The organism is Isoptericola sp. b515 (genome assembly GCF_030588125.1).
Classification (GTDB): domain Bacteria; phylum Actinomycetota; class Actinomycetes; order Actinomycetales; family Cellulomonadaceae; genus Isoptericola; species Isoptericola sediminis.
On record NZ_JAUQYR010000001.1, the window covers coordinates 45752 to 66931 of the forward strand.

Below are 21180 nucleotides of genomic sequence, written 5' to 3' on the forward strand. Positions count from 1 at the left end.
AAGAGATGCCTGCGCCCTAATCCTTACCAGGACTAGGGCGACCTCCACGCTTCCGGCGCCAATTTCTGAGGCAAACCTGGCCACGTCAATGCGGCCCGCTTTTGGACCAAAGGCTCGTAGAACGCCGCCGCCGATTGCATAAACACTTACCAGGACCGCCAGCACCCCCGCAACCAACCACAGAGCCCTGTGGATTGGAGAGGTTAGCATCAATTCGAACTTGCCCATACGTTAGTCCATCCATTCCCTTCCATCTCAACCTAGCGGCGCCAACATCTGCACAAGAGAATCTTCGAGGTTCTTTCAACCTCTCAGGGCCCGCTGTGCACAACCTCCGCCCAACGCTCAAGAAGATCAGCCGAGAGGTCCCTGTTCAGGAAAGCATCGAGTGCGAGTCGAATGTTTGCGCGACCAAGTTGGACCGCGGAACCCGCGTCGAGCGGACCAGAAGTTCGGAGCCTCGACAAGGTGGGTAATATTCCCGTTCAACGAGACAAGAGACTCCAGGAGGCTTCGGTGATCGAGATGTGCGCTCATGGGTTCAACACGTTCTTCGCGCGAAGAATTCATGGCGCGGAACGAGGGCAGGCCCTTCAGGCCGCACCGCGCGAGGATGTTGCCATCATTCTTCCCAGGAGGAACGTCGACAGCCCGACGAGGACGCATGCGACACCAGCCGCCGCCGCTCCCCAAAATTCAGAGGCGAGATAGACGACGCCCACTGATGACACCAGTGCAGAAACTGCTATCAACCACACAAAGCCATTCCTGAGCGCCGGGAATGGTCGTGAGGCCTTCTTGCTGACGGCGTACGATCTGGCGAGCGCCGTCCCCGGAAACACTCCGGCGAACGCAATCCACGGAATCCCACCCGCCCAGTCTATCGCTACCAACATCACGATGGCGGCCGCCGCAACCAGTGAAGACGCCAATCTGCTGGCATGGTTAATTCTCGCCATTCGCGCGTGCTGCCTGGCCCAGAACTCGTCAGCAGTGACCATTCTTCTCGAATCTCCCGCTCGCCGTCGTGGACACACCGGACGCACACGCACCTTCCGTGAAGGATGACGCCCTATCGCTTCCGCCCGGTTGCCGGCCACAACCTAGCCATGCCCTGGACTCGGCACAAGGGAATCTTCAACACTCCTTGACGCTCTTCGACGCCGCCGCCTGCAGGAACGACGTTCAGCCGCAGCCCGACCGAGGCCACGGCACGCAATCGCGCCGCGTATCCTCGAGGAATGCCGCAGATGAGGATCAGCGAAGCCGCCGTCTACCTCGGCGTCAGCGACGACACCGTCCGCCGCTGGGTCGACCGCGGGCTGCTCACCGCCGACCGCGACGACTCCGGCCGCAAGGTCGTCGACGGCTACGAGGTGGCCGTGGTCGCCCGCGAGCACGCCACCCCGCCCGGGCTGCCACACGGCATGAAGAGCTCGGCCCGCAACCGGTTCGTCGGGCTGGTCACCGACCTGACGGTCGACACCGTCATGGCGCAGGTCGAGCTGCAGTGCGGCCCGTTCCGCGTCGTCTCCCTGATGAGCAGCGAGGCCGTCCGCGACCTCGGGCTGGAACGCGGCTCGGTCGCGGTGGCCACCATCAAGTCGACGAACGTCGTCATCGAGACCCCCCACCGGGGCCACGCATGACGACGGCACTCCCCCGCCGCACGACGCGCGCCACCGCAACGCTGGCCGTCGCCGCGAGCGCCACCGTCGCGCTCACGGCCTGCAGCACCGGCACGGCGGCCACCTCGGACGGTGAAGCGGACACCACGCTGACCGTCTTCGCCGCCGCGTCCCTGACCGCGGCGTTCGACGAGATCGCCATGGACTTCGAGGCCGACCATCCCGGCGTCGAGGTCCGACTCAGCCTCGCCGGGTCGTCCAACCTGGTCGCGCAGGTCCAGCAGGGCGCCCCCGCCGACGTCGTCGCCACCGCCGACACCGCGACCATGAACACGCTCGTCGCGGACGAGCTCGTCGGCACCCCCCAGGCTTTCGCCACCAACACGCTCGAGATCGCCGTCCCGGCCGGCAACCCGGCCGGCATCGCCGACCTCCAGGACCTGACGGACCCGACCGTGAACCTCGTGGTCTGTGCCCCGGAGGTGCCGTGCGGCGCCGCCACGACCGCCGTCGTCGACCACGCCGGCCTCACGCTGCAGCCGGTCAGCGAGGAGCAGAGCGTCACCGACGTGCTGGGCAAGGTGAGCGCGGGCGAGGCCGATGCCGGGCTCGTCTACGTCACCGACGTCGCCCGGGCCGGTGACCAGGTCGAGGGCATCGCGTTCGACGAGTCCGACGCCGCGGTGAACACCTACCCGATCGCCACGGTCGACCGGACCGGGCAGAACCCCGACCAGGCCGACCTCGCCCAGCAGTTCGTCGACGCCGTCCTCTCCCCCGACAGCCAGGCCGTGCTCGCCCACCTCGGGTTCACCGCACCATGACCGCCCCGGCCACCGCCGAGCGCGCCGCAACCGCCCGCGCGCGACACGACCCGGCCGAGGTCCCCGCCGGGCTCCCCCGCTGGGCCTACCTGCCCGCCGTCGTCGGCGGCCTGTTCATCGTGCTGCCCCTGGTCGCGATGGGCACCCGCGTCGACGGGTCGAACTACGGGGCCCTGGTCACCAGCGAGTCGGCCCGCGCCGCCCTGGTGCTCAGCCTGCAGACGGCGACGGCGAGCACGCTGCTGTGCCTGGTGCTCGGCATCCCGATGGCACTCGTGCTGGCGCGTGGCCGGTTCCCCGGCCAGCGCCTGCTGCGCTCCCTCGTCCTCGTCCCCCTGGTGCTCCCGCCCGTGGTCGGCGGCGTCGCGCTGCTGTCCACCTTCGGCCGCCGCGGCCTGCTCGGGGAGTCGATGGAGGTGCTCGGCCTGCAGATCGCGTTCTCGACGACGGCGGTGGTGCTCGCCCAGAGCTTCGTCGCCCTGCCGTTCCTCGTCGTCAGCCTGGAGGGAGCCCTGCGCACGGCCGGCGGGCGGTACGACGTCGTGGCGGCGTCGCTCGGCGCGAGCCCGACGACGGTGCTGCGGCGCGTCACCCTGCCGCTGGTGTGGCCGGGCCTGGTCTCCGGGACGGTGCTGGCGTTCGCGCGGGCGCTCGGCGAGTTCGGCGCCACCATCACCTTCGCGGGCAGCCTGCAGGGCGTCACGCGCACGCTCCCGCTGGAGGTCTACCTGCAGCGAGAGACCGACCCGGACGCAGCCGTCGCGCTGTCCTTGCTGCTGGTGGCCGTCGCCGTCGTCGTCATCGCCGCCACGCACCGCCGGGGCGCTGGAGGTGTCGTGCGATGACGTTCACCCTGTCCGCCACCGTCCCCTCCCGCGGGCTCGACGTCCGCCTCGACGTCGCCGAGGGCCGCACGCTCGCGCTGCTCGGACCCAACGGGGCCGGCAAGTCCACGGCCCTCGGTCTCGCCGCCGGGACGCTGCGCCCGCACGACGGCGAGATCACCCTGGACGGCCGGGCGCTCGCCGGCGCGCGGGACGGACGCCGCACCGCGTGGGTGCCCCCGCACCGCCGTCGGGTCGCGCTGCTCGCCCAGGACCCGATGCTGTTCCCGCACCTCAGCGTGCGCGAGAACATCGCGTTCGGCCCCCGGGCCCAGGGCGCGACCCGCCGCGAGGCCGTCGCACGGGCCGACCGGTGGCTGGCAGAGATCGGCCTCACGGAGCTCACCGACCGCCGCCCGGCGGCGCTGTCCGGCGGGCAGGCGCAACGCGTCGCGATCGCCCGGTCGTTGGCCGCCGCGCCCCGGCTGCTGCTCCTCGACGAGCCGATGGCGGCCCTCGACGTCGACGTCACCCCCGCGCTGCGCCAGACGCTCCAGCACCTGCTCGCCGGGCAGACGACGATCCTGGCGACCCATGACGTCCTGGACGCGCTGCTGCTCGCGGACGAGGTCGCCGTCGTCGACGGCGGGCGCGTCGTCGAACGCGGCCCGACGGCGGAGGTGCTGTCCCGCCCGCGCAGCGCCTTCGCCGCGTCGATCGCCGGCCTCAACCTGCTGTCGGGGACCTGGACGTCCGACGGCGTCGCCACCGTGGGCGGCGAGGTGGTGCACGGTCACGGCGCCCCCGACGTCGCCGTCGGCACCCCGATGACGGCGGTGTGCCGGCCGGCCGCCGTCGCCGTCTACCTCGACGCCCCGCACGGGTCCCCGCGCAACACCTTCCGCGCCACCGTGCGGTCCCTCGCACCTCACGGCGACCTCGTCCGCGTGCGCACCGACCGGCTCGCCGCCGACGTCACCCCCGGGTCGGTGGCCGAGCTCGGGCTGGTTCCCGGCCGGGAGGTCTGGCTGGCGGTCAAGGCCGCCGAGGTCGACGTCTACCCCGTGTGAGGGTCTGTCCACGTCCGGCGAAGCCCGCGGGCAGTCTCTTCCACCGCGGTCAGGTCGACGGTCACCGCAGTGCGTAGGAGCTCGACATCCAGCACCGCGTACTCGTGGACCAGGAGGTTGCGCATCCCCACCATCCTGCGCCAGGTGTCCCCGAAGGCCTCGGCCACTTCTCCTGCACCGACCGTCTCGGCGGCGATCAGGGCGTCGATGGTCGCCACGAGCTGCATCGCCACCGCGTCCTGGAGCAGCGGATCATCCAGGTCGAGGCCACGGTGCAGGTGCTCCCGCAGCTGTCCGACGTGCTGCAGTGCCCGGTCGACATGCCACTCCGGGCTCCGGCGCGCCGCACTCACAGCTCGACGGCCTCTCGCGAGATCGTCTCGGCCACCTCGGGTCGCACCGCCCGGGAGTTGATGATGTCGACCGGAACTCCCAGAAGGTCCTCGGCATCAGCCGCGAAGGCACCGAGGTCAGCGAACGAGCGCCCCCGCGGGACGTCGACCAGCAGATCGACGTCCGAGTCCGGACGATCTTCGTTGCGCGCCACCGACCCGACGAGGCGGAGCCGCAGTAGACCGTGCGTCGCGGCGAGCTCACGCAGCCGTGACCGATGTCGCGCCACGACCCAAGCGAGCGGGGACGAGGGCCTGAACCTGCCGGTCGCCGTCGCGCCGAGCATCATCTGGAGGCCAGGCACATAGGGCGAGGACTCGTCGAACGAGACCAGCATCCGCCGCCCGGCCCGACGCCCCGTGAGCACACCGGCTGCCATCAGTGATCGGACCTCGCGGGATACCGAGGACACGGGCTCCCCCAGCCGACGGGCGATGTCGGACGACGTCAGCGCGCTCGACGACCGGAAGATCTCGCGCAGCACCTGCTCCTGGAGGCCGGAGCGGAACAGCGGTGCGGTCGTCGTCACGGCCCCAGTATATTGCTCATCTGGTGAGCAATACCAGCGTCAGGACGACACGTCCGCCGTCGTGAACCGGCTCCAGGCGAGCGCCCCGAAGATCGCGACCCACGCCCCCTGCACGGCCAGGCCCGCCAGCAGCGTCGAGGCGTCCACCTCCAGGCGGAGGAACTCCCCGAAGTCGAGCCAGTGGTGCGTCAGCAGCCCGGGGTGGATCGCGGAGAGCTGCGGCAGGGCGTCCAGCACACCGCTGACGATCGCCACGACCACCGTCGAGGCCATCGCGGCCACCGGCACCTCGGTGAGCGTCGACAGGAACAGGCCCACGGCGACCAGACCGGTCAGCGACGCGATGACGTAGCCGACCACGCCCAGGGTGCGCAGCATCCCCTCGGCCAGCGGGATCGTGTCCCCCGAGAGCAGCACGACGTCCCCCACCCCGAAGTAGGCCGCCCCCGCCGCCAGGCCCACGACGGCGATCGCCACGACCGCCGCTCCCGCGAACGTCAGGGCGGCGACCGCCTTGGCCAGCAGCAGCCGGGTGCGTGGGACGGGCACCACCAGCAGGTAGCGCAGGGTGCCGGTGGACGCCTCCCCCGCGACCGCGTCGCCGGAGACGATCGCCACGCACAGCGGCAGCAGGAACGGCAGGCAGCTCACCAGCGCGGCGAACACGAGGAACACCCCGTTGCCGGTCACGCGGTCCAGGAACGGCGGCCCCTGGCCGGCCACCGGCGTGCTCTGCGTGACGAACAGGACGGTCCCGATGAGCAGCGGGACGGCCGCCAGGCCCGCCAGGAGCACGAGGTTGCGCACCCGGCCGAACACGAGGCGCAGCTCGCTGCGCAGCAGGCGGGCGGTCGCGCGGGCCGGTGCCGCCGGGGCCACGGGGGCGGGCGCGTCAACGATCGACATCGAAGCCCTCCCCCGTCAGCCGGACGAACACGTCCTCCAGGGTGGGCCGGCGGACCTCCAGACCGAGCAGGTCGATGCCGTCGCCGACCACCGCCTGGGCGACCTTCTCCACGGCCGTGCCGCCCAGCGGCGCGGCGACCACCTCGCCGTCGACGCGCACGTCCTCCAGCCCGAGCCCGGTCAGGACGCGGGCCACGTGAGCGCGCTGGTCCGGGCGGGTCATCACCCGGACCTCGGTGGTCCCCGTCTCGGCGATCTCGGCGCGCGTGCCCTGCGCGAGCAGCTCGCCGCGGCTCATGATCCCGACGTGCGAGCACACCTGCTCGATCTCGCTGAGCAGGTGGGAGGAGACGAGCACGGTGGCCCCGCCGTCGGCGAGCTCGCGCACCAGCGCCCGCACCTCACGCGTGCCCTGCGGGTCCAGGCCGTTGGTGGGCTCGTCGAGCAGCAGCAGGTCCCGCGGCCGCAGCAACGCCGCCGCGAGCCCGAGCCGCTGCTTCATCCCCAGCGAGTACTGGCGGTACTTCTTGGCCGCGGCCGCCGTCAGCCCGACCCGCTCCAGCGCGGCGTCGATCCGGCCCGGGCGGGACCGCGGCGATGCGGTGGCGTCCACGGCGTCCAGCCGCTCGAGGTTCGCCCGCGCCGACAGGTACGGGTGGAACGCCGGACCCTCGACGAGGGCGCCGACGCGCGGCAGCACCACCGGACCCCCGCCGGGCATCGCCGAACCCAGCAGCTCCACCGACCCGGCCGTGGGTGACACGAGCCCGAGCAGCATGCGGATCGTCGTCGTCTTGCCCGACCCGTTGGGGCCGAGGAACCCGTAGACGGCACCCCGCGGGACGACCAGGTCGATGTGGTCGACGGCGACCTGCCCCGAGCGGAACCGCTTCGTCAGGCCACGGGTGCGCACCGCGGGTTCCGCGGCGGGCCCGCCTGCCGTCATCCGGCGAGCTCCTCGAGCGTCGCCGGCGGCACCGCCCCGGCCAGGACCCGGCCGTCGTCCGTCACCAGCACGGACAGCAGCGCCGAGGTCAGCAGCCGCCCGCCGTCGACGGGCGTGGTGAGCTGGTCGTAGAGGGCCTGTGTGTCGAGCTCCGGGATGCCCGGCAGCTCGCCCTCCTCGGCGTCCGTGAACTCCTCGAGCAGGTCGTCGGCGCCGCTGGACCCGGTGCTGCCCTCGGGCAGCCGGCCCTCGGCCGTCGCGCCGAGGATCTCCTCGACGTCCACGTCGGAGACCTCGACCACGGTCTCCCAGCCGGTGCCCGAGACCGCGAACCCGGCGTCCTCGCCCAGCGCCTCGCTGCCGGGCTTCTCCATCGTGCCCGGCTCGGGCAGCGGGACCTCGACCTCGCGCACCTCCGCACCGGCCGGCGGCGAGAAGTCGAACACGCTGGGGTCAGGGGCGTCGAACGACACGTCGGTGAAGCCCACCTCGAGCGCCGGGTCCTCGGTGTCCTGGACGCTCCAGACCTGGGTGCGCAGCACCACGGAGGTCTCGGCGTCGACGGCGACACGGATCCGGTCGACCAGGGTGCCGTCGGTCTGCGGGCGCAGCTCCACCTGGTAGGCGGAGCGCCCGGCGACCTCGACGGGGTCGGTCGTGGTGATGTCGGTGTAGATCCGTGCCTGGGCCAGGGCCAGGTCGGCCGCCTCGGACGGCGTCGGGACGTCGCCCTCCACGCTCGGCTCGGCCGCCTCGTCCGCGAGCGCCTCGTACCGCTCGAGGTCCGCGGGGTCGACGACGTAGTGGACCGCCTCGTCGTCGGCGCTGGAGTACGTCCACGCCTCCGGCCCGGAGCGGACCACCGAGTACTCCGAGACGTCGCCGAGCAGCGCGGCCCGCGAGGAGTCCTCGCCGTCGGACCAGACCCGCATCGTGGTGCTGCCCCCGAGCAGGTCGAGCGGGCCGGCACCCTGCAGCTCGGAGACGGTGACGTCCGGCAGCCCGAGGCGGGCCGTGTAGACCACGGTGCCGGAGACCGGGACCTTCTCGGCGGCGGCGACGCGGTCCACCAGCTCGTCGGCGGTGACCGCGGGCAGGTCGTCGCTGGCCACGGCACCGACCGTGGCGGGGACGAGGAAGGCGGCGGCGACGGCGCCGGCGGCGACCGCCGGGACCGCCCACCGCACCCGGGGCGAGAGGCTGCGCGTGGTGTCCATGGGACCACTGTGGCCGAGGGTGCCTGAGACCAGGCTGAGAACGACCGGCCTGGGCACGCGGACGGTTCCCGTCGGTGCCATGCTGCGGTGGTGCGCATCCTGGTGGTGGAGGACGAGGCGGTGCTCGCGCGGGCCCTGCGTCGTGGCCTGCAGGCGGAGGGGTTCGCCGTCGACGTCGCGACCGACGGCGACACCGGGCTGCAGCTCGCCCTCGAGGACGACCACGACGCGGTCGTCCTGGACCTCATGCTCCCCGGACGGTCCGGCCTGGAGATCCTGCGGGAGATGCGGCGCGCGGAGATCTGGACGCCGGTGCTCGTGCTCAGCGCGAAGGACTCCGACGACGACGTGACCCGCGGCCTGGACGTCGGCGCCGACGACTACCTGGCGAAACCTTTCGCGTTCAGCGTGCTGCTCGCCCGCCTGCGCGCGCTGCTGCGCCGCGGGGCACCGCCACGCCCGGCCGTGCTGCAGGTCGGGAACCTGACCCTCGACCCGGCCACCCGGGAGGTGCGACAGGGCGACGTGCCCGTCGAGCTCACGACGCGGGAGACGGCGCTGCTCGAGCACCTCATGCGCCGGCCCGGGGAGGTGCTGACGAAGGTCGAGCTGCGCGACCACGTGTGGGACGCCGCGGGTGACGACCTCAACGTCGTCGAGGTCTACGTCGGCTACCTGCGCCGCAAGCTCGGCCGGGCGGCGGTCGAGACCGTGCGCGGCGCCGGGTACCGGGTCGTGGGACGGTGAGTCGCCGGGCCGGGGCCCCGGGCTCGTCGCTGCGTCTGCGGCTCACGCTGGTCGCCGCCGGCCTGACGGGCGCCGCCCTGGTCCTCGGCGCGCTGGCGCTGACGACCGTGGTGTCCCAGAGCCGCATCGCCGCGACCGACGCCGTGCTCGTCGGCACGGCCGACCAGGTCGCCGAGCTCGTCGCCGAGGACCGGCTGCCCCGGGTGCTGGCCGCCGACGAGCCCGGCGAGATCGTGCAGCTCGTCGACGCGTCCGGTCGCGTCGTCGCGTCGTCGCCGAACGCGAGCCGGACGCTCCCCCTGCTGGCCCCCTCCGTCCTGGACACGACGTCCGACGGGGCGCAGACCCGCCAGGACTCGGCCTACGGGTCGGGTCCGGTGCGCGTGCTGGTGGACACGCTGCCCACGGGAGAACGGGTCGTCGCCACGCTCCCGCTGGCCACCGTCGAGGGCGTGCTCGGGGCGCTGCGCCTCTCCCTGGGCCTCGTCGTCCCGCTGCTGACCCTGGCGCTGGGCCTGGTCACGTGGGTGCTGCTCGGGCGGGCGCTGCGACCGGTGGAGGAGCTGCGCGCCGCCGCGGACCGCGTCAGCGGTGTCGGTGGTCCGGGCACGCTGCCGGTGCCGCAGGCCCAGGAGCTCGCCGCGCTGGCCCGGACCCTCAACGCGATGCTCGACCGGCTGGAGACGTCGGCGCAGCGGCAGATCGACTTCGTGGCCGACGCCGCCCACGAGCTGCGGTCCCCGATCGCCGCGCTGCGTACCAGCATCGAGGTGGCCGGCGAGCACCCCGAGGCGTACGAGCGCACCGAGCTGATGGCCGACCTCCAGCACGAGGTGGTCCGTCTGCAGAACCTGGCGGACGACCTGCTCGTCCTCGCCCGGGTCGGCGCGTCCCCGCTGGAGGTGCAGGACGTCGACCTGCGCGAGGTCGTCCGTGAGGCCGCCGGGGACGTCGACCTGCGCGGCGAGGGCCGGGCGGTGGTCGACCCCTCGGCGGTCGTGCGGGTGGTGCGCAACCTGGTGGACAACGCCCGGCGGTTCGCCGACGGGCGGGTCCGGGTCGAGGTGAGCGACGGGGTCGTGACGGTCGACGACGACGGTCCCGGCATCCCGGCGGCGGACCGCGAACGCGTCTTCGACCGGTTCACCCGGCTCGGGTCCGGGCGGGGGCGCGACGCGGGCGGGGCGGGCCTGGGACTGGCCATCGCCCGCGAGATCGCCCGCGAGCACGGCGGCGAGGTCACGCTGGACGACGGCGCCCTGGGCGGGTTGCGTGCCACGGTCACCCTGCCGACGAGCGCGGACCAGGACACCTGAGCGGCGGTGGCCGGCGGTGGTCAGCGGTGCGCCAGCTCGAGGCGGTAGCCGCGTTTGACGACCGTCTTGACCAGGTCCTTGCGCCCGGTGGCCTCGCGCAGCCGGGCGATCGCGACCTCCACGGCGTGCCCGTCGCGGGACACGCCCGGCAGGACGTCGAGCACCTGGTCCCGCGTGACGACGTCCCCGCCGGCGGCGGCCAGCAGGCGCAGGACCTCGACCCCCGTCGGCGACAGCGGCAGCACCTGCCCGTCCAGCACGGCGACGCGGGCCCGGATCACCAGCGGGCCGGCGACGGTGCCCAGCGCGACGGAGTCGATGTGCTCGTAGTGCCCGACCAGCGTCCGCACCAGCGCCCCGAGCCGGCCACGCTCGGGCTCCAGCGGCGCCACGCCGCGGGCGGCCAGCGGCCGGGACGTCACCGGGCCGACGGAGGCGGCGACCATCTCGCCGCTCGCGCACCGCGCGACGACCTCGTCGAGGACGCCCGCGTGCTCCACGGCCTCCATCCAGGCCTCGGCCCCCGGGGCGGAGGTGAACACCACGGCGTCGATCTCACCCTCGGCGGCGGCCCGGACCGACGCCGTCACGGCCTCCGGGTCGGGCGCCGGGCCCCAGCGGTACACGACCAGCGGGGACACCCGCGCACCGGCCGTGGCGAACACCTCGTCCAGCCCGTCGGCCCCGGCACCGTGGTGCTGGATCGCGATGTGCAGCCCCTGCACGCCCTCGCTGAGCAGCACCTCGGCGACCTCGGCCGACGTCTCGGACTCCGCCACCCAGTCGGTGGCCAGCCCGGCGGCCTGGACGGCGCCGCGCGCCTTGGGGCCCCGGGCGACGATGCGGGCCTCGCCGAGGACGCGCAGCAGGTCGTCGGCGAGCCCGTGGGCGTCCGCCGCCTCGATCCAGGCCCGGAAACCCACCCCGGTGGTGGCCACGACGACGTCCGGCGGGTCGTCCACGAGGGTCCCCGTCGCGGCGATCAGGGCGTCGTCGTCCACGTGCGGGACCATGCTCAGCGCCGGCGCGTGCCGGATGGTCGCGCCCCGGCGCTCCAGGGCGGCGGCGAGCTCACCGGAGCGCCGGTCGGCCGTGACGAGCACGGTGCAGCCGGCCATGACCTGTCCGAGGGCAGGTCGCGCCGCGGTCTCAGCCACGCGTGCTCCCCACGACGGGGTCCCCGGGCTCGGCACTCGTCGCCCCTTCCAGCAGTCCCGGTGCCGCGACGGCACCGATCACGATCACGGCGGGCGCCCGGACCCCGGCCTCGTCGGCCCGCTTGGCCGCCAGGTCGAGGACCGTCCGGGTGACCCGCTGGTCGGGTGTCGAGCCCCGCTCGACCACCGCCACGGGCGTCTCCGGACCCGCCCCGGCGTCGAGCAACCTGGTCACGATCGCCGGCAGGGAGGACACTCCCATGAGGATGACCAGCGTAGCCGTCCCGTCCGTGACGCAAGACACCGCGGTGTCGTCCAGCTGCTGCTCCCCGACGCGGGTGTGCGCCGTGACCACGTGGAACGCCGTCGTCGTCCCCCGGTGGGTCAGCGGGATCCCGGCCAGCGCCGGGACCGCGAGCGCCGCGGACACCCCGGGCACGACCTCGACGGCGACCCCGGCCCGTCGGCAGGCCGCGTACTCCTCTCCCCCGCGGCCGAAGACGAACGGGTCGCCGCCCTTGAGCCGCACCACCCGCCGCCCCCGGAGCGCCCGGTCGACCAGCAGCGCGTCGATCTCGGGCTGCGGGACCTTGTGCTTCCCGGGGGCCTTGCCGACGTCGATCACCTCGACGTCGTCCCCCAGGTCCTCGAGGACCTCGAGCGGCACGAGGCGGTCGTGCAGGACGACGTCGGCCCGCGCGATCGCCCGCCAGGCCCGGTAGGTCAGCAGGTCGGCGGCGCCGGGGCCGGCGCCGACGAGGGAGACGTGCCCGGGCTGCGCGGCCATCTCAGGTCACCCGCACGTGCACGACGCCGTCGCGCACCTCGGCGGGAAAGGACTCCAGGTGCACGCCGAGACCGGCCTGCGGGCTCTTGCCGCCGGATTCGAGGCACTCGCCCGTGCGCAGCGCGAAGACCTGCTTGTAGACCGGTGAGGCCACGGTGGGCTCGCCGCCGCGGGTGCCCACGATGCCGCGGGACATGACGTTCGCGCCGGAGTACGGGTCGAGCTGCTGGACGGCGTGCACGGCGTCGTCGAGCAGCCGGAACACGGCGACCTGCACGGGCGAGCCGTCGGCGCGCTCCAGCAGAGCGGCCGCGCCTCGCTCGGGCACCAGGTCGGTGAGCCCGCACACGGCCGTCCAGGTCGGCGCGGCGGTGTCGGTCGCGGTCATGGTGGCCTCCGGGTCGGTCGGTCGGTCGGTGGACAGCTCGGTCGGGGTCATGCGCGGACCTCCAACGTGGGACCGGTCACCAGGACCGGGCCGGAGAGCTCGGGGTCGACGGGGCCGGCGGGGCCGGCGGCGATCTCCTCGGGGGTGGCCGGGCGCTTCTGGCCGCGCTCGGCGACGTAGGCCAGGTCCGGGTCCGGGGTGGTCGGCGCGTTGACGAACGAGCCGAACCGGGCCAGCTTGTCCGGGTCCTCCAGGACGGCCCTCCACTCGTCCTCGTAGGCGCCGACGTGGGCGGCCATCGCCGCGTCGAGGTCGGCGGCGATGCCGAGGGAGTCCTCCAGGACGACCTCGCGGATCGCCTCCAGGCCACCCTCGTACTCCTCGACCCACGGCGCGGTGCGCTGCAGGCGGTCGGCGGTGCGGACGTAGAGCATGAGGAACCGGTCGATGGTGCGCAGCAGCGTCGCGGAGTCCAGGTCCTCGGCCAGGAGCTGGGCGTGCTTGGGCGTCTGGCCGCCGTTGCCCGCCACGTAGAGGTTCCAGCCCTTGTCGGTGGCGATGACGCCGACGTCCTTGCCGCGGGCCTCGGCGCACTCGCGGGCGCAGCCCGAGACACCGAGCTTGAGCTTGTGCGGGCTGCGCAGGCCGCGGTACCGCAGCTCGAGCTCGACGGCCATGCCGACCGAGTCCTGCACGCCGTAGCGGCACCAGGTCGACCCGACGCAGGACTTCACCGTGCGCAGCGACTTGCCGTAGGCGTGACCGGACTCGAACCCGGCCTCGACCAGCACCTTCCAGATCTCCGGGAGCTGCTCGACGCGGGCGCCGAACATGTCGATGCGCTGCCCGCCGGTGATCTTCGTGTAGAGCCCGAAGTCCTTCGCGACCTGCCCGATGACGATGAGGCCCTCGGGGGTGATCTCGCCGCCCGGCACCCGCGGGACGACGGAGTAGGTGCCGTCCTTCTGCATGTTGGCGAGCATGTGGTCGTTGGTGTCCTGCAGGGCGGACTGCTCGCCGGCCAGGATGTGCCCGTTGCCCTGGCTGGCCAGGATCGAGGCGACGACGGGCTTGCAGATGTCGCAGCCGCGCCCCGGGCTGCTCGCGCCCTGGGGGACGGTGCCGAAGCGCTCGATGATGTCGCTGAAGGAGTGCAGGTCGGCCACCCGGACGGCGTCGAAGAGCTGGGCGCGCGTCATCGCGAAGTGCTCGCACAGCGCGGTCGAGACCTCGATGCCGGCGCGCTCCATCTCGGTCTCGGTGATCTTCTTGACCAGCGGCAGGCAGGCGCCGCAGGTGGTGCCGGCCTGGGTGCAGCTCTTGACGTCCCCGACGGAGGAGCAGTCGTGCTCGGTCACCGCCCGGCGGATCGTGCCGGCCGAGACGTTGTTGCACGAGCAGACGTTGGCGTCGTCGGGCAGCTCGATGTCCGGTGCGGCGCCCGCGCCCTCGGGCAGCAGGAACGCCGCCGGGTCCCCCGGGAGCTCGGCACCGAGCATCGGGCGCAGCGAGGCGTACGGCGTGGCGTCACCGACGAACACGCCGCCGAGCAGGGTCGTGGCGTCGTCCGAGAGCACGAGCTTCTTGTAGACGCCGGCGGTCGGGTCGGCCCAGACCACCTCGACGCAGTCCTCGGTGCGACCGTGGGCGTCACCGAAGGAGGCGACGTCGACGCCGGAGAGCTTGAGCTTGGTGGCGGTGTCCGCGCCGGGGAACTCGGCCTCGCCGCCCAGCAGCCGATCGACCACGACCTCCGCCATGGTGTTGCCCGGAGCCACGAGCCCGAGGCAGCGTCCCTCGATGCAGGCGACCTCGCCGATCGCCCAGACGTGCGGGTCCTCGGTGCGGCAGGTCAGGTCGACGACGGCGCCGCCGCGCTCGCCGACCGGCAGGCCTGCGGCGCGGGCCAGCTCGTCACGGGGGCGCACGCCGGTGGCCACGACGACGACGTCGACGTCGAGGCGGCCGCCGTCGCCGAAGTCCAGCCGTCCGACGTGCCCGGTGCGGCGGTGCGGCGCCATCTTCTTCGTGGCGGTCTCCGGACGGACCGCGATGCCCTTGTCGTTGATGAGGCGCTGGAGCGCCTGGCCGCCGCCGAGGTCGCACTGCACGCCCATGAGGTGGGTGCCGAACTCGATGACGGTGGCCTGCGCGCCGAGCGCCTTGAGCGCGCCGGCGGCCTCGAGCCCGAGCAGGCCGCCGCCGATGACCGCGCCGCGCACCGGCTTCTCGACGACGCCGCCGCGGGTCTCGACCCGACCTGCCTCGCGCTTGGCCTCGACCCAGCCGCGCAGGGCGGCCACGTCGTCGATCGTGCGGTAGACGAAGACGCCGGGCAGGTCGTTGCCGGGGATCGGCGGCATCGCCGCGTTCGACCCGGTCGCCAGCACCAGCTCGTCATAGGGATGCACCCGCCCGAGCCGGTCGGTGACGGTCCGGTGCTCGCGGTCGATCGACTCGACGAGGCAGTCGCGGTGCAGCTCGACGAGCGGGTCGTCCCACAGCGCCGGGTCGCCCAGGGTGAGCTCCTCGGGGTCACGGACCTCGAAGTAGCGGGTCAGGCCGACCCGGTCGTACGGCTTGCGCGGCTCGTCGGCGAAGACGCTGACGCGCCACGCGCCGTCGGTGTCGCGCGAGCGCAGCGCCTCGACGAAACGCTGCGCGACGGGGCCGCCGCCGACGACGACCACGTGCCGGCGCCCGTCGGTCTGCTGGGAGGTGGTGGGCTCGCTGCTCATGTCGTCGACGGTAGGCAGCCACCGTGACCGCGCCGTCAGGGAGGGGTTACCTGATGCGAACATCTTGCTCACGCCGGCGGGCGGCACGGTGAGAGAAGCGGACGGACGTCCGGGGCGCCCGACGGCGAGGGGTCCGTCGGGCGCCCCGGAGCTCGGGGGCGGCTCAGACCGTGGCGAGTCCGGCCGGTGCGGGGTCCGCGTCGGGTTCGACGTCGGCGCCGCGGGTGGCGGCCAGCCAGTCGGCGAGCCCGCACACGGCCTCGGTGCAGCTGCCGCACCCCGTGGTCGCCCGGGTGGCGGCCGCGATGTCGTCCGTGCTGCGGGCCCCGTCGTCCCAGCAGGCGGTGATGTCGTGCTTGCTCACCCCGTTGCACCGGCACACGATCGCGTCGTCGGGCATGTGCTCGGGCGACGTGGCCGGCTCCGCGCTCGGCATCACGGGGGTGAGCAGGAGGAACGCCGGGTCCACCGGGACCGGCGTGCGCCGCGTGTAGGCGGCGGTGAGGTCGGCCGCCACCCGGGCGTGGCCCACGCAGGTGGCCCCGACGAGCAGTCCGCCGGCGACCACGGCCTCGACGAACCGGCCGCCGGCCGGGTCCGCCAGCCGCACGGCCCGCTCCCCCGGACGCGGCTGTCGATCCGTGCCCGCCGCCCCCATGGACACCACGCTCAACGGACCGGCTTTGACCTTGACGACGTCGGTGCCGCGGGTGTCGATGCCGTCTTCCGTCGGGGCGCGGGTCGCGAGCAGCGTGCCGAGACGCACCGCCATCGAGGGCCGCTCCCCCTCGTGCGGGAAGCGCAGGTGCTCGCGGGGCCGGTCCGCCGCCCGCCGGGAAGCGTCCTCGCGGGCCGTGACCAGGGAGGACAGGTGGTCGGCGAGGCGACGTGCGTGGTCCCAGCCCTCGGCGACCAGACCGCGCGAGCCCTGCGGCGGCTGGGCGCAGTCGCCGATCGCGAAGACCCTCCGGTCGGCCGGGCTCGCCAGGTCGTGCCCGACGACGATCCCGCGGTCCGTCGGCAGACCCGCGTCCGCGGCGATCCCGGTCTCCGGGACCGTGCCGGTGGTCAGCACCACGAGCCCGGCGGCGAGCACCTCGCCGTCGCCGTCGGCGCCCGTGTCGATCCGCACCCCGACGGCCCGGCCGCCGGCCACGAGCACCTCGCTGGGCCGCACCCCGGACCGGACCGTCACACCGTGGGCCTCCAGCCCCGCGGCCAGCACCGCGCCGGCGTCCGTGTCGAGCTGGCGGTGCATCGGCGCCTCCCCGGTGTCCACCAGGGTCACCGCCAGCCCGCGAGCGGCCAGCCCGTAGGCGGACTCCACCCCGAGCACGCCCCCGCCGACCACGACGGCGCGCGTGCTGTGGAGGCTGCCCGCCACGATGTCGCGGGCGTCGTCGAGAGTGCGCAGCGCGTGCACACCGCCGGGCAGGTACGGGTCGCCGTCGGCCGAGCGCAGACCCGGCAGCGGCAGGACGCGGGCCCGGGAGCCGGTGGCCAGCACCAGGTGGTCGTAGGGATGCACCGCACCGGCGTCGTCGGTGACCGTGCGCCGGATCCGGTCGATCGACACCGCCGTGACCTCCCGCAGGGTGGTCACGTGCTCGCCGCCGACCTGCGGCATCGAGATCGCGGCCACGTCGGTGCGCCCCGCCACGACGTCGCTAAGCAGCACCCGGTTGTACGGCTCGTACGGCTCCGCGCCGAGCACCGTGATGTCGAAGGCGCCCGTGCTGCGGCGCACCAGCTCGTCGACCAGCCGGGAGCCGACCATGCCGTTCCCGACGACGACGATCTTCGTCGGTACGTGGAGCGTCATACCGGCACCTCCTGGGTGTCGTGGTCGTCCTGCGCGGACGCGGTAGCGGGCCCGGCAGGGGTCACCGCCACCGCGCACACCTTGAACTCGGGCATGGAGCTGATCGGGTCGACGGCGTCGCTGGTGATCCGGTTGACGCCGCCGAGGCCGCCCCAGTGGAACGGCATGAACACGACCTCCGGACGCACCGCGTCGGTCCAGCGGGCGACCGCCTCGACCACGCCGCGGGCCGAGGTCAGCCGGACCCGGTCGCCGTCGGCCACCCCGACGCGCAGGCCGAGCTGCGGGTGCAGCTCGACGTACGGCTCGGGGACCAGCCGGTCCAGGTCGGGCACCCGGCGCGTCTGGGCGCCGGACTGGTAGTGCTGCAGGACGCGGCCCGTGACCAGGTAGGTCGGGGCGTCGCCGCGCACGTCGTCGGCCGGGCCGCCGTGGTCGACCGGGACCATGCGTGCCCGCCCGTCCGGAGTACCGAAGGAGTCCAGGAACATCCGCGGGGTGCCCGGGTGCTCGGCCCCGTCCGCCGGGGCCGGGCAGGGCCAGTACAGCCCCGCGCCGCCGCTGTTCTCGTGGGCATCCAGCCGGGCGTGCGACAGCCCGGAGTAGTCCGCCGGTCCCCCGGCTGAGGCGCGCGCGAGCTCGTCGAAGACCTCGGCCGGGTCCGTGCCGAAGTGCACGTCCGAGCCGAGGCGCCGCGCCAGCTCGGCCAGCAGCCACAGCTCCGAACGCGCCTCGCCCGGCGCGTCCACGGCCTGCCGCCGCCGGATGACGCGCCCCTCCAGGGACGTCATCGTGCCCTCCTCCTCGGCCCACTGCGTCACCGGGAGGACGACGTCGGCGATCCGGGCGGTCTCGGAGGGGACGAAGTCGCACACCACCAGCAGGTCCAGGGCCTCCAGGCGCTCGCGGACGCGGTCGGCGTTCGGCGCCGAGACGAGCACGTTCGAGCCGTGCACGAACAGCGCCTGCGGCCCGCCGGGGGTGGCCAGCGAGCTGAGCAGCGCCACGGCGGGCTTGCCCGGCCCGGGGATCGTCGCGGGGTCCACGCCCCACACGGAGGCGACGTGCTCACGCGCGACCGGGTCGTCGATCTTGCGGTATCCGGGCAGCTGGTCCGACTTCTGCCCGTGCTCACGCCCGCCCTGGCCGTTGCCCTGCCCCGTCAGGCAGCCGTAGCCGGAGCCCTCGCGGCCGATCAGGCCGAGCGCGAGCGACAGGTTGATCGCCGCGGTCACCGTCGCGGTGCCCTGGGTGGACTGCTCCACCCCGCGGCCGGTGAGGACGTAGGCACCGCGCCCACCGCGTGCCGGGGAGGCGGCCGCGAGCCGCCGCGCCAGTCCACGCAGCTCCTCGGCGGGGACGCCGCAGACGGTCTCGGCACGCTCCGGCCACCAGGCGGCCACGGACCGCACGACGTCGTCGTATCCGATGGTCCGCTCGGCGAGGTAAGCGCTGTCGACGAGCTGCTCGGCGACGACGACGTGCAGCAGGGCCAGCAGCACCACCAGGTCGGTACCGGGGACCGGCTGGACGTGCGCTCCCTGGCCGTCCTCGGCGAGCCGGGCGGTGGCCGACCGGCGCGGGTCGACGACGACGAGACCGCCGGCCCCGCGGGCACCGGCCAGGTGCTGGACGAACGGGGGCATCGTCTCGGCCGGGTTGGAGCCGAGCAGCAGGATCGCCTCGGCACCGCCCAGGTCGGTGAGGGGGAACGGCAGGCCCCGGTCCACGCCGAACGCCCGGTTGCCGGCGGCCGCCGCGGACGACATGCAGAACCGCCCGTTGTAGTCGATGTTCGGCGTGCGCAGCACCGTGCGCGCGAACTTGCCGAGCGCGTACGCCTTCTCGTTGGTGAGCCCGCCGCCCCCGAAGATCGCCACGCCCTCGGGGCCGTGCTCGGCCTGGATCGCGCGGACCCGGGCGGTGACGAGCTCGAGCGCCTCGTCCCAGGTGGACGGGGCGAGCTCCCCGTCGGCGCCCCGGACCAGCGGGGTCGTGATGCGGTCCGCGACGTCCAGCACCGTGGCGCTGGTCCAGCCCTTCTGGCACAGCCGTCCCGCGTTGGTGGGGAAGTCGCGCGGGTTCACGGCCACGGGCAGGGGCGCACGCCCGCCGGGGGCCGGCGTCGACGACGCCGTTCCCTCGACGGGCGTGAGCTCCATGCCGCACTGCAGGGCGCAGTAGGGGCAGTGCGTCGCCGCGGACGCTGTCGGAGCGGCGCTGCTCATACCCGAGCAGCCCCCATCGTGCTGCCGCGGCGGCCGTAGACGGTCCAGGTGACCAGCGCCATCACCACGTAGACCCCGATGATCGCCCACAGGGCCGGGACGAGGGAGCCGGTCGCCGTCGTCGACATCGCGAAGCCGCGGGGGATGAGGAACCCGCCGAAGGCGCCGACCGCGCCGGCGATGCCGATGCAGCCCGCTGCGGCCTTCGCCGTCCCGGCCCCGCCGCCCGCGACGTCGGCGATCCGGAACGTGGCCGGGATCATCCGGTAGACCGAGCCGTTGCCGACGCCGGTGGCGACGAACAGCAGCATGAACGAGCCGAAGAAGAGCCCGAAGGAGCCGGAGCCGAGCGCCTGGATGGCACCGAAGGCGCCGACCATCATCACCACGAAGCTGGCCACCGTGATGACCGCACCGCCGGTGCGGTCGGCGATCCAGCCGCCGAGCGGGCGGGTGACGGACCCGACGAGGGCACCCATGAAGGCCAGCGAGAGCGTGACCTCGGGGAACTCCCGGGCCAGCAGGGTGGGGAAGGCACCGGCGAAGCCGACGAAGCTGCCGAAGGTGCCGATGTAGATGAAGGAGATCAGCCAGGTGTGCTTCTCCCGCGCCGCGACGCCGAAGGAGCGGGGGTCGGCCTTGGCGGTGGACAGGTTGTCCATGAACCGCCACGCGAGCAGCACCGCCAGCAGGATGAACGGGATGAAGACCCAGCCGGCCCGCGGCAGGGAGACGCCGGCCGCGGTGACGATCACCAGCGGGACGACGAACTGCACGGCCGCGGTGCCGATGTTGCCGCCGGCCGCGTTCCAGCCGAGCGCCGCACCCTTCTCCTTCTCGGGGAAGAAGAACGAGATGTTCGCCATCGACGAGGCGAAGTTGCCGCCGCCGAAGCCCGCGAGCGCCGCGACGGCCAGCAGGAGCCCGAAGGACGTCTCGGGTCGCTGCACCACCCACACCAGGGACAGGGTCGGGATCAGCAGCAGCGCCGCGGAGATCATGGTCCAGTTGCGTCCGCCGAAGACGGGGACGGCCAGGGTGTACGGGATGCGGAGCGTCGCGCCGACGAGCGCCGGCAGACCGACGAGCCAGAACATCTGGTCGGCGGTGAGGGCGAAGCCTGCCGCGGGAAGCTGCGGGACCACGATCGACCAGATCGCCCAGACGCAGAACCCGAGGAACTCCGCGAAGACCGAGATCCACAGGTTGCGCCGCGCGATGGCGCGCCCTCCGTCGCGCCAGAAGACGGGGTCCTCGGGGTCCCAGTGGTCGATCCACCGCCCGGAGCGGTGGACCGGGCGGGCCGGGGCCTCGCCGGTGTCGATCCCCGGGCCGGCGGTCGCCGGCTCGGACTCGGTGGTGCCACTCGTCGGTGCAACCATCGACGTTCTCCCATCCGTGGTCGTACCCGGCGGCGCCGGGCGTGAGGGTCACGGTCCCCGGCGGGTGCCGGGGTCCGGACCGGCTCGACGTCGGGCCGGTGGGACGACCGTAGGAAGCGGGTGTTTCACGTCACGGTCTCGGGCCGTGAACTTCCCATGAGCCAAAACTCTCAGGGGTTCCCGGGGTGCTGTGAGAAGTCCGCCCACCATGCGGACAGCGGTGCCGCGGTCCCGCGCCGACCGGATCGGCGCTCCCGCAGGTGGCGGGCGTCGGGATG

Annotated in this window: 19 protein-coding genes; 6 read left to right on the forward strand and 13 right to left on the reverse strand. The window is 73.7% G+C overall.

From position 1 onward, the window contains the following. Window positions 1–593: 593 nt before the first annotated feature. Window positions 594–1001 (reverse strand): hypothetical protein, encoded by a 408-nt coding sequence (locus Q6350_RS00145; RefSeq protein WP_304602372.1) that lies wholly within the window; start codon window positions 999–1001, stop codon window positions 594–596. A gap of 240 nt (window positions 1002–1241) precedes the next feature. On the opposite strand from Q6350_RS00145, the gene Q6350_RS00150 reads away from it, so the two are divergent. Genes Q6350_RS00150 through Q6350_RS00165 form a run of 4 tightly spaced genes read left to right on the forward strand, consistent with a single transcriptional unit; the run spans window position 1242 to window position 4346 of the window. Then, window positions 1242–1649 carry a molybdopterin-binding protein gene (locus tag Q6350_RS00150; protein ID WP_304602373.1) on the forward strand — a complete coding sequence of 136 codons (408 nt, stop codon included), beginning with the start codon at window positions 1242–1244 and terminating at the stop codon, window positions 1647–1649. Beyond that, complete coding sequence (gene modA / locus Q6350_RS00155; protein WP_304606850.1) at window positions 1646–2452, forward strand: molybdate ABC transporter substrate-binding protein; 807 nt, start codon at window positions 1646–1648, stop codon at window positions 2450–2452. The genes Q6350_RS00150 and modA overlap by 4 nt, the downstream gene beginning before the upstream one ends. Further along, window positions 2449–3297 carry an ABC transporter permease gene (locus Q6350_RS00160; RefSeq protein ID WP_304606849.1) on the forward strand — a complete coding sequence of 283 codons (849 nt, stop codon included), beginning with the start codon at window positions 2449–2451 and terminating at the stop codon, window positions 3295–3297. The genes modA and Q6350_RS00160 overlap by 4 nt, the downstream gene beginning before the upstream one ends. Next, complete coding sequence (locus tag Q6350_RS00165) at window positions 3294–4346, forward strand: sulfate/molybdate ABC transporter ATP-binding protein (RefSeq protein ID WP_304606848.1); 1053 nt, start codon at window positions 3294–3296, stop codon at window positions 4344–4346. Before Q6350_RS00160 ends, Q6350_RS00165 begins: the two co-directional genes overlap by 4 nt. Here Q6350_RS00165 and Q6350_RS00170 read toward each other — a convergent pair. From Q6350_RS00170 to Q6350_RS00190, 5 genes are read right to left on the reverse strand one after another with little or no spacing between them, the layout of a single operon-like run. Next, window positions 4334–4699, reverse strand: coding sequence for a HepT-like ribonuclease domain-containing protein (locus Q6350_RS00170; RefSeq protein WP_304606847.1), 366 nt, complete (start codon window positions 4697–4699; stop codon window positions 4334–4336). The genes Q6350_RS00165 and Q6350_RS00170 overlap by 13 nt on opposite strands. Then, the gene (locus Q6350_RS00175) at window positions 4696–5268 is read right to left on the reverse strand and encodes a nucleotidyltransferase domain-containing protein (RefSeq protein ID WP_304606846.1); all 573 of its coding nucleotides are present in this window, start codon (window positions 5266–5268) and stop codon (window positions 4696–4698) included. The genes Q6350_RS00170 and Q6350_RS00175 overlap by 4 nt, the downstream gene beginning before the upstream one ends. Before the next feature lie 39 nt (window positions 5269–5307). Beyond that, complete coding sequence (locus Q6350_RS00180) at window positions 5308–6174, reverse strand: ABC transporter permease (protein ID WP_304606845.1); 867 nt, start codon at window positions 6172–6174, stop codon at window positions 5308–5310. Next, window positions 6161–7120, reverse strand: coding sequence for an ABC transporter ATP-binding protein (locus tag Q6350_RS00185; protein ID WP_304606844.1), 960 nt, complete (start codon window positions 7118–7120; stop codon window positions 6161–6163). The genes Q6350_RS00180 and Q6350_RS00185 overlap by 14 nt, the downstream gene beginning before the upstream one ends. Continuing rightward, entirely contained in the window at window positions 7117–8337 is a 1221-nt protein-coding gene (locus tag Q6350_RS00190; protein WP_304606843.1) for a hypothetical protein, read from the reverse strand. The genes Q6350_RS00185 and Q6350_RS00190 overlap by 4 nt, the downstream gene beginning before the upstream one ends. A gap of 90 nt (window positions 8338–8427) precedes the next feature. Here Q6350_RS00190 and Q6350_RS00195 point away from each other — a divergent pair, with 90 nt between their 5' ends. Continuing rightward, window positions 8428–9084: a response regulator transcription factor gene (locus Q6350_RS00195; RefSeq protein WP_304606885.1), complete on the forward strand. Its 657-nt coding sequence runs from the start codon at window positions 8428–8430 to the stop codon at window positions 9082–9084. After that, a complete protein-coding gene (locus Q6350_RS00200; RefSeq protein WP_304606842.1) occupies window positions 9081–10400 on the forward strand; it encodes a HAMP domain-containing sensor histidine kinase in 1320 nt (439 codons plus the stop codon). Before Q6350_RS00195 ends, Q6350_RS00200 begins: the two co-directional genes overlap by 4 nt. A 20-nt stretch (window positions 10401–10420) precedes the next feature. Here the strand turns inward: Q6350_RS00200 and Q6350_RS00205 are convergent, their stop codons facing one another. From Q6350_RS00205 to Q6350_RS00235, 7 genes are all read right to left on the reverse strand, one after another. Continuing rightward, window positions 10421–11518, reverse strand: coding sequence for a uroporphyrinogen-III synthase (locus Q6350_RS00205; protein ID WP_304606884.1), 1098 nt, complete (start codon window positions 11516–11518; stop codon window positions 10421–10423). Window positions 11519–11549: 31 nt separating this feature from the next. Beyond that, window positions 11550–12344 (reverse strand): uroporphyrinogen-III C-methyltransferase, encoded by a 795-nt coding sequence (gene cobA / locus Q6350_RS00210; protein WP_304606841.1) that lies wholly within the window; start codon window positions 12342–12344, stop codon window positions 11550–11552. A 1-nt stretch (window position 12345) separates the two neighbouring features. Next, complete coding sequence (nirD, locus tag Q6350_RS00215; protein ID WP_304603066.1) at window positions 12346–12732, reverse strand: nitrite reductase small subunit NirD; 387 nt, start codon at window positions 12730–12732, stop codon at window positions 12346–12348. Window positions 12733–12779: 47 nt separating this feature from the next. After that, a complete protein-coding gene (nirB, locus tag Q6350_RS00220) occupies window positions 12780–15470 on the reverse strand; it encodes a nitrite reductase large subunit NirB (protein WP_304602386.1) in 2691 nt (896 codons plus the stop codon). 163 nt (window positions 15471–15633) lie between these two features. Beyond that, window positions 15634–17292 carry an FAD-dependent oxidoreductase gene (locus Q6350_RS00225; RefSeq protein WP_304602387.1) on the reverse strand — a complete coding sequence of 553 codons (1659 nt, stop codon included), beginning with the start codon at window positions 17290–17292 and terminating at the stop codon, window positions 15634–15636. Beyond that, window positions 17289–19520 carry a molybdopterin oxidoreductase family protein gene (locus Q6350_RS00230; RefSeq protein ID WP_304602388.1) on the reverse strand — a complete coding sequence of 744 codons (2232 nt, stop codon included), beginning with the start codon at window positions 19518–19520 and terminating at the stop codon, window positions 17289–17291. Before Q6350_RS00230 ends, Q6350_RS00225 begins: the two co-directional genes overlap by 4 nt. After that, window positions 19517–20902 carry an MFS transporter gene (locus Q6350_RS00235; protein ID WP_304602389.1) on the reverse strand — a complete coding sequence of 462 codons (1386 nt, stop codon included), beginning with the start codon at window positions 20900–20902 and terminating at the stop codon, window positions 19517–19519. The genes Q6350_RS00230 and Q6350_RS00235 overlap by 4 nt, the downstream gene beginning before the upstream one ends. Window positions 20903–21180 lie beyond the last annotated feature (278 nt).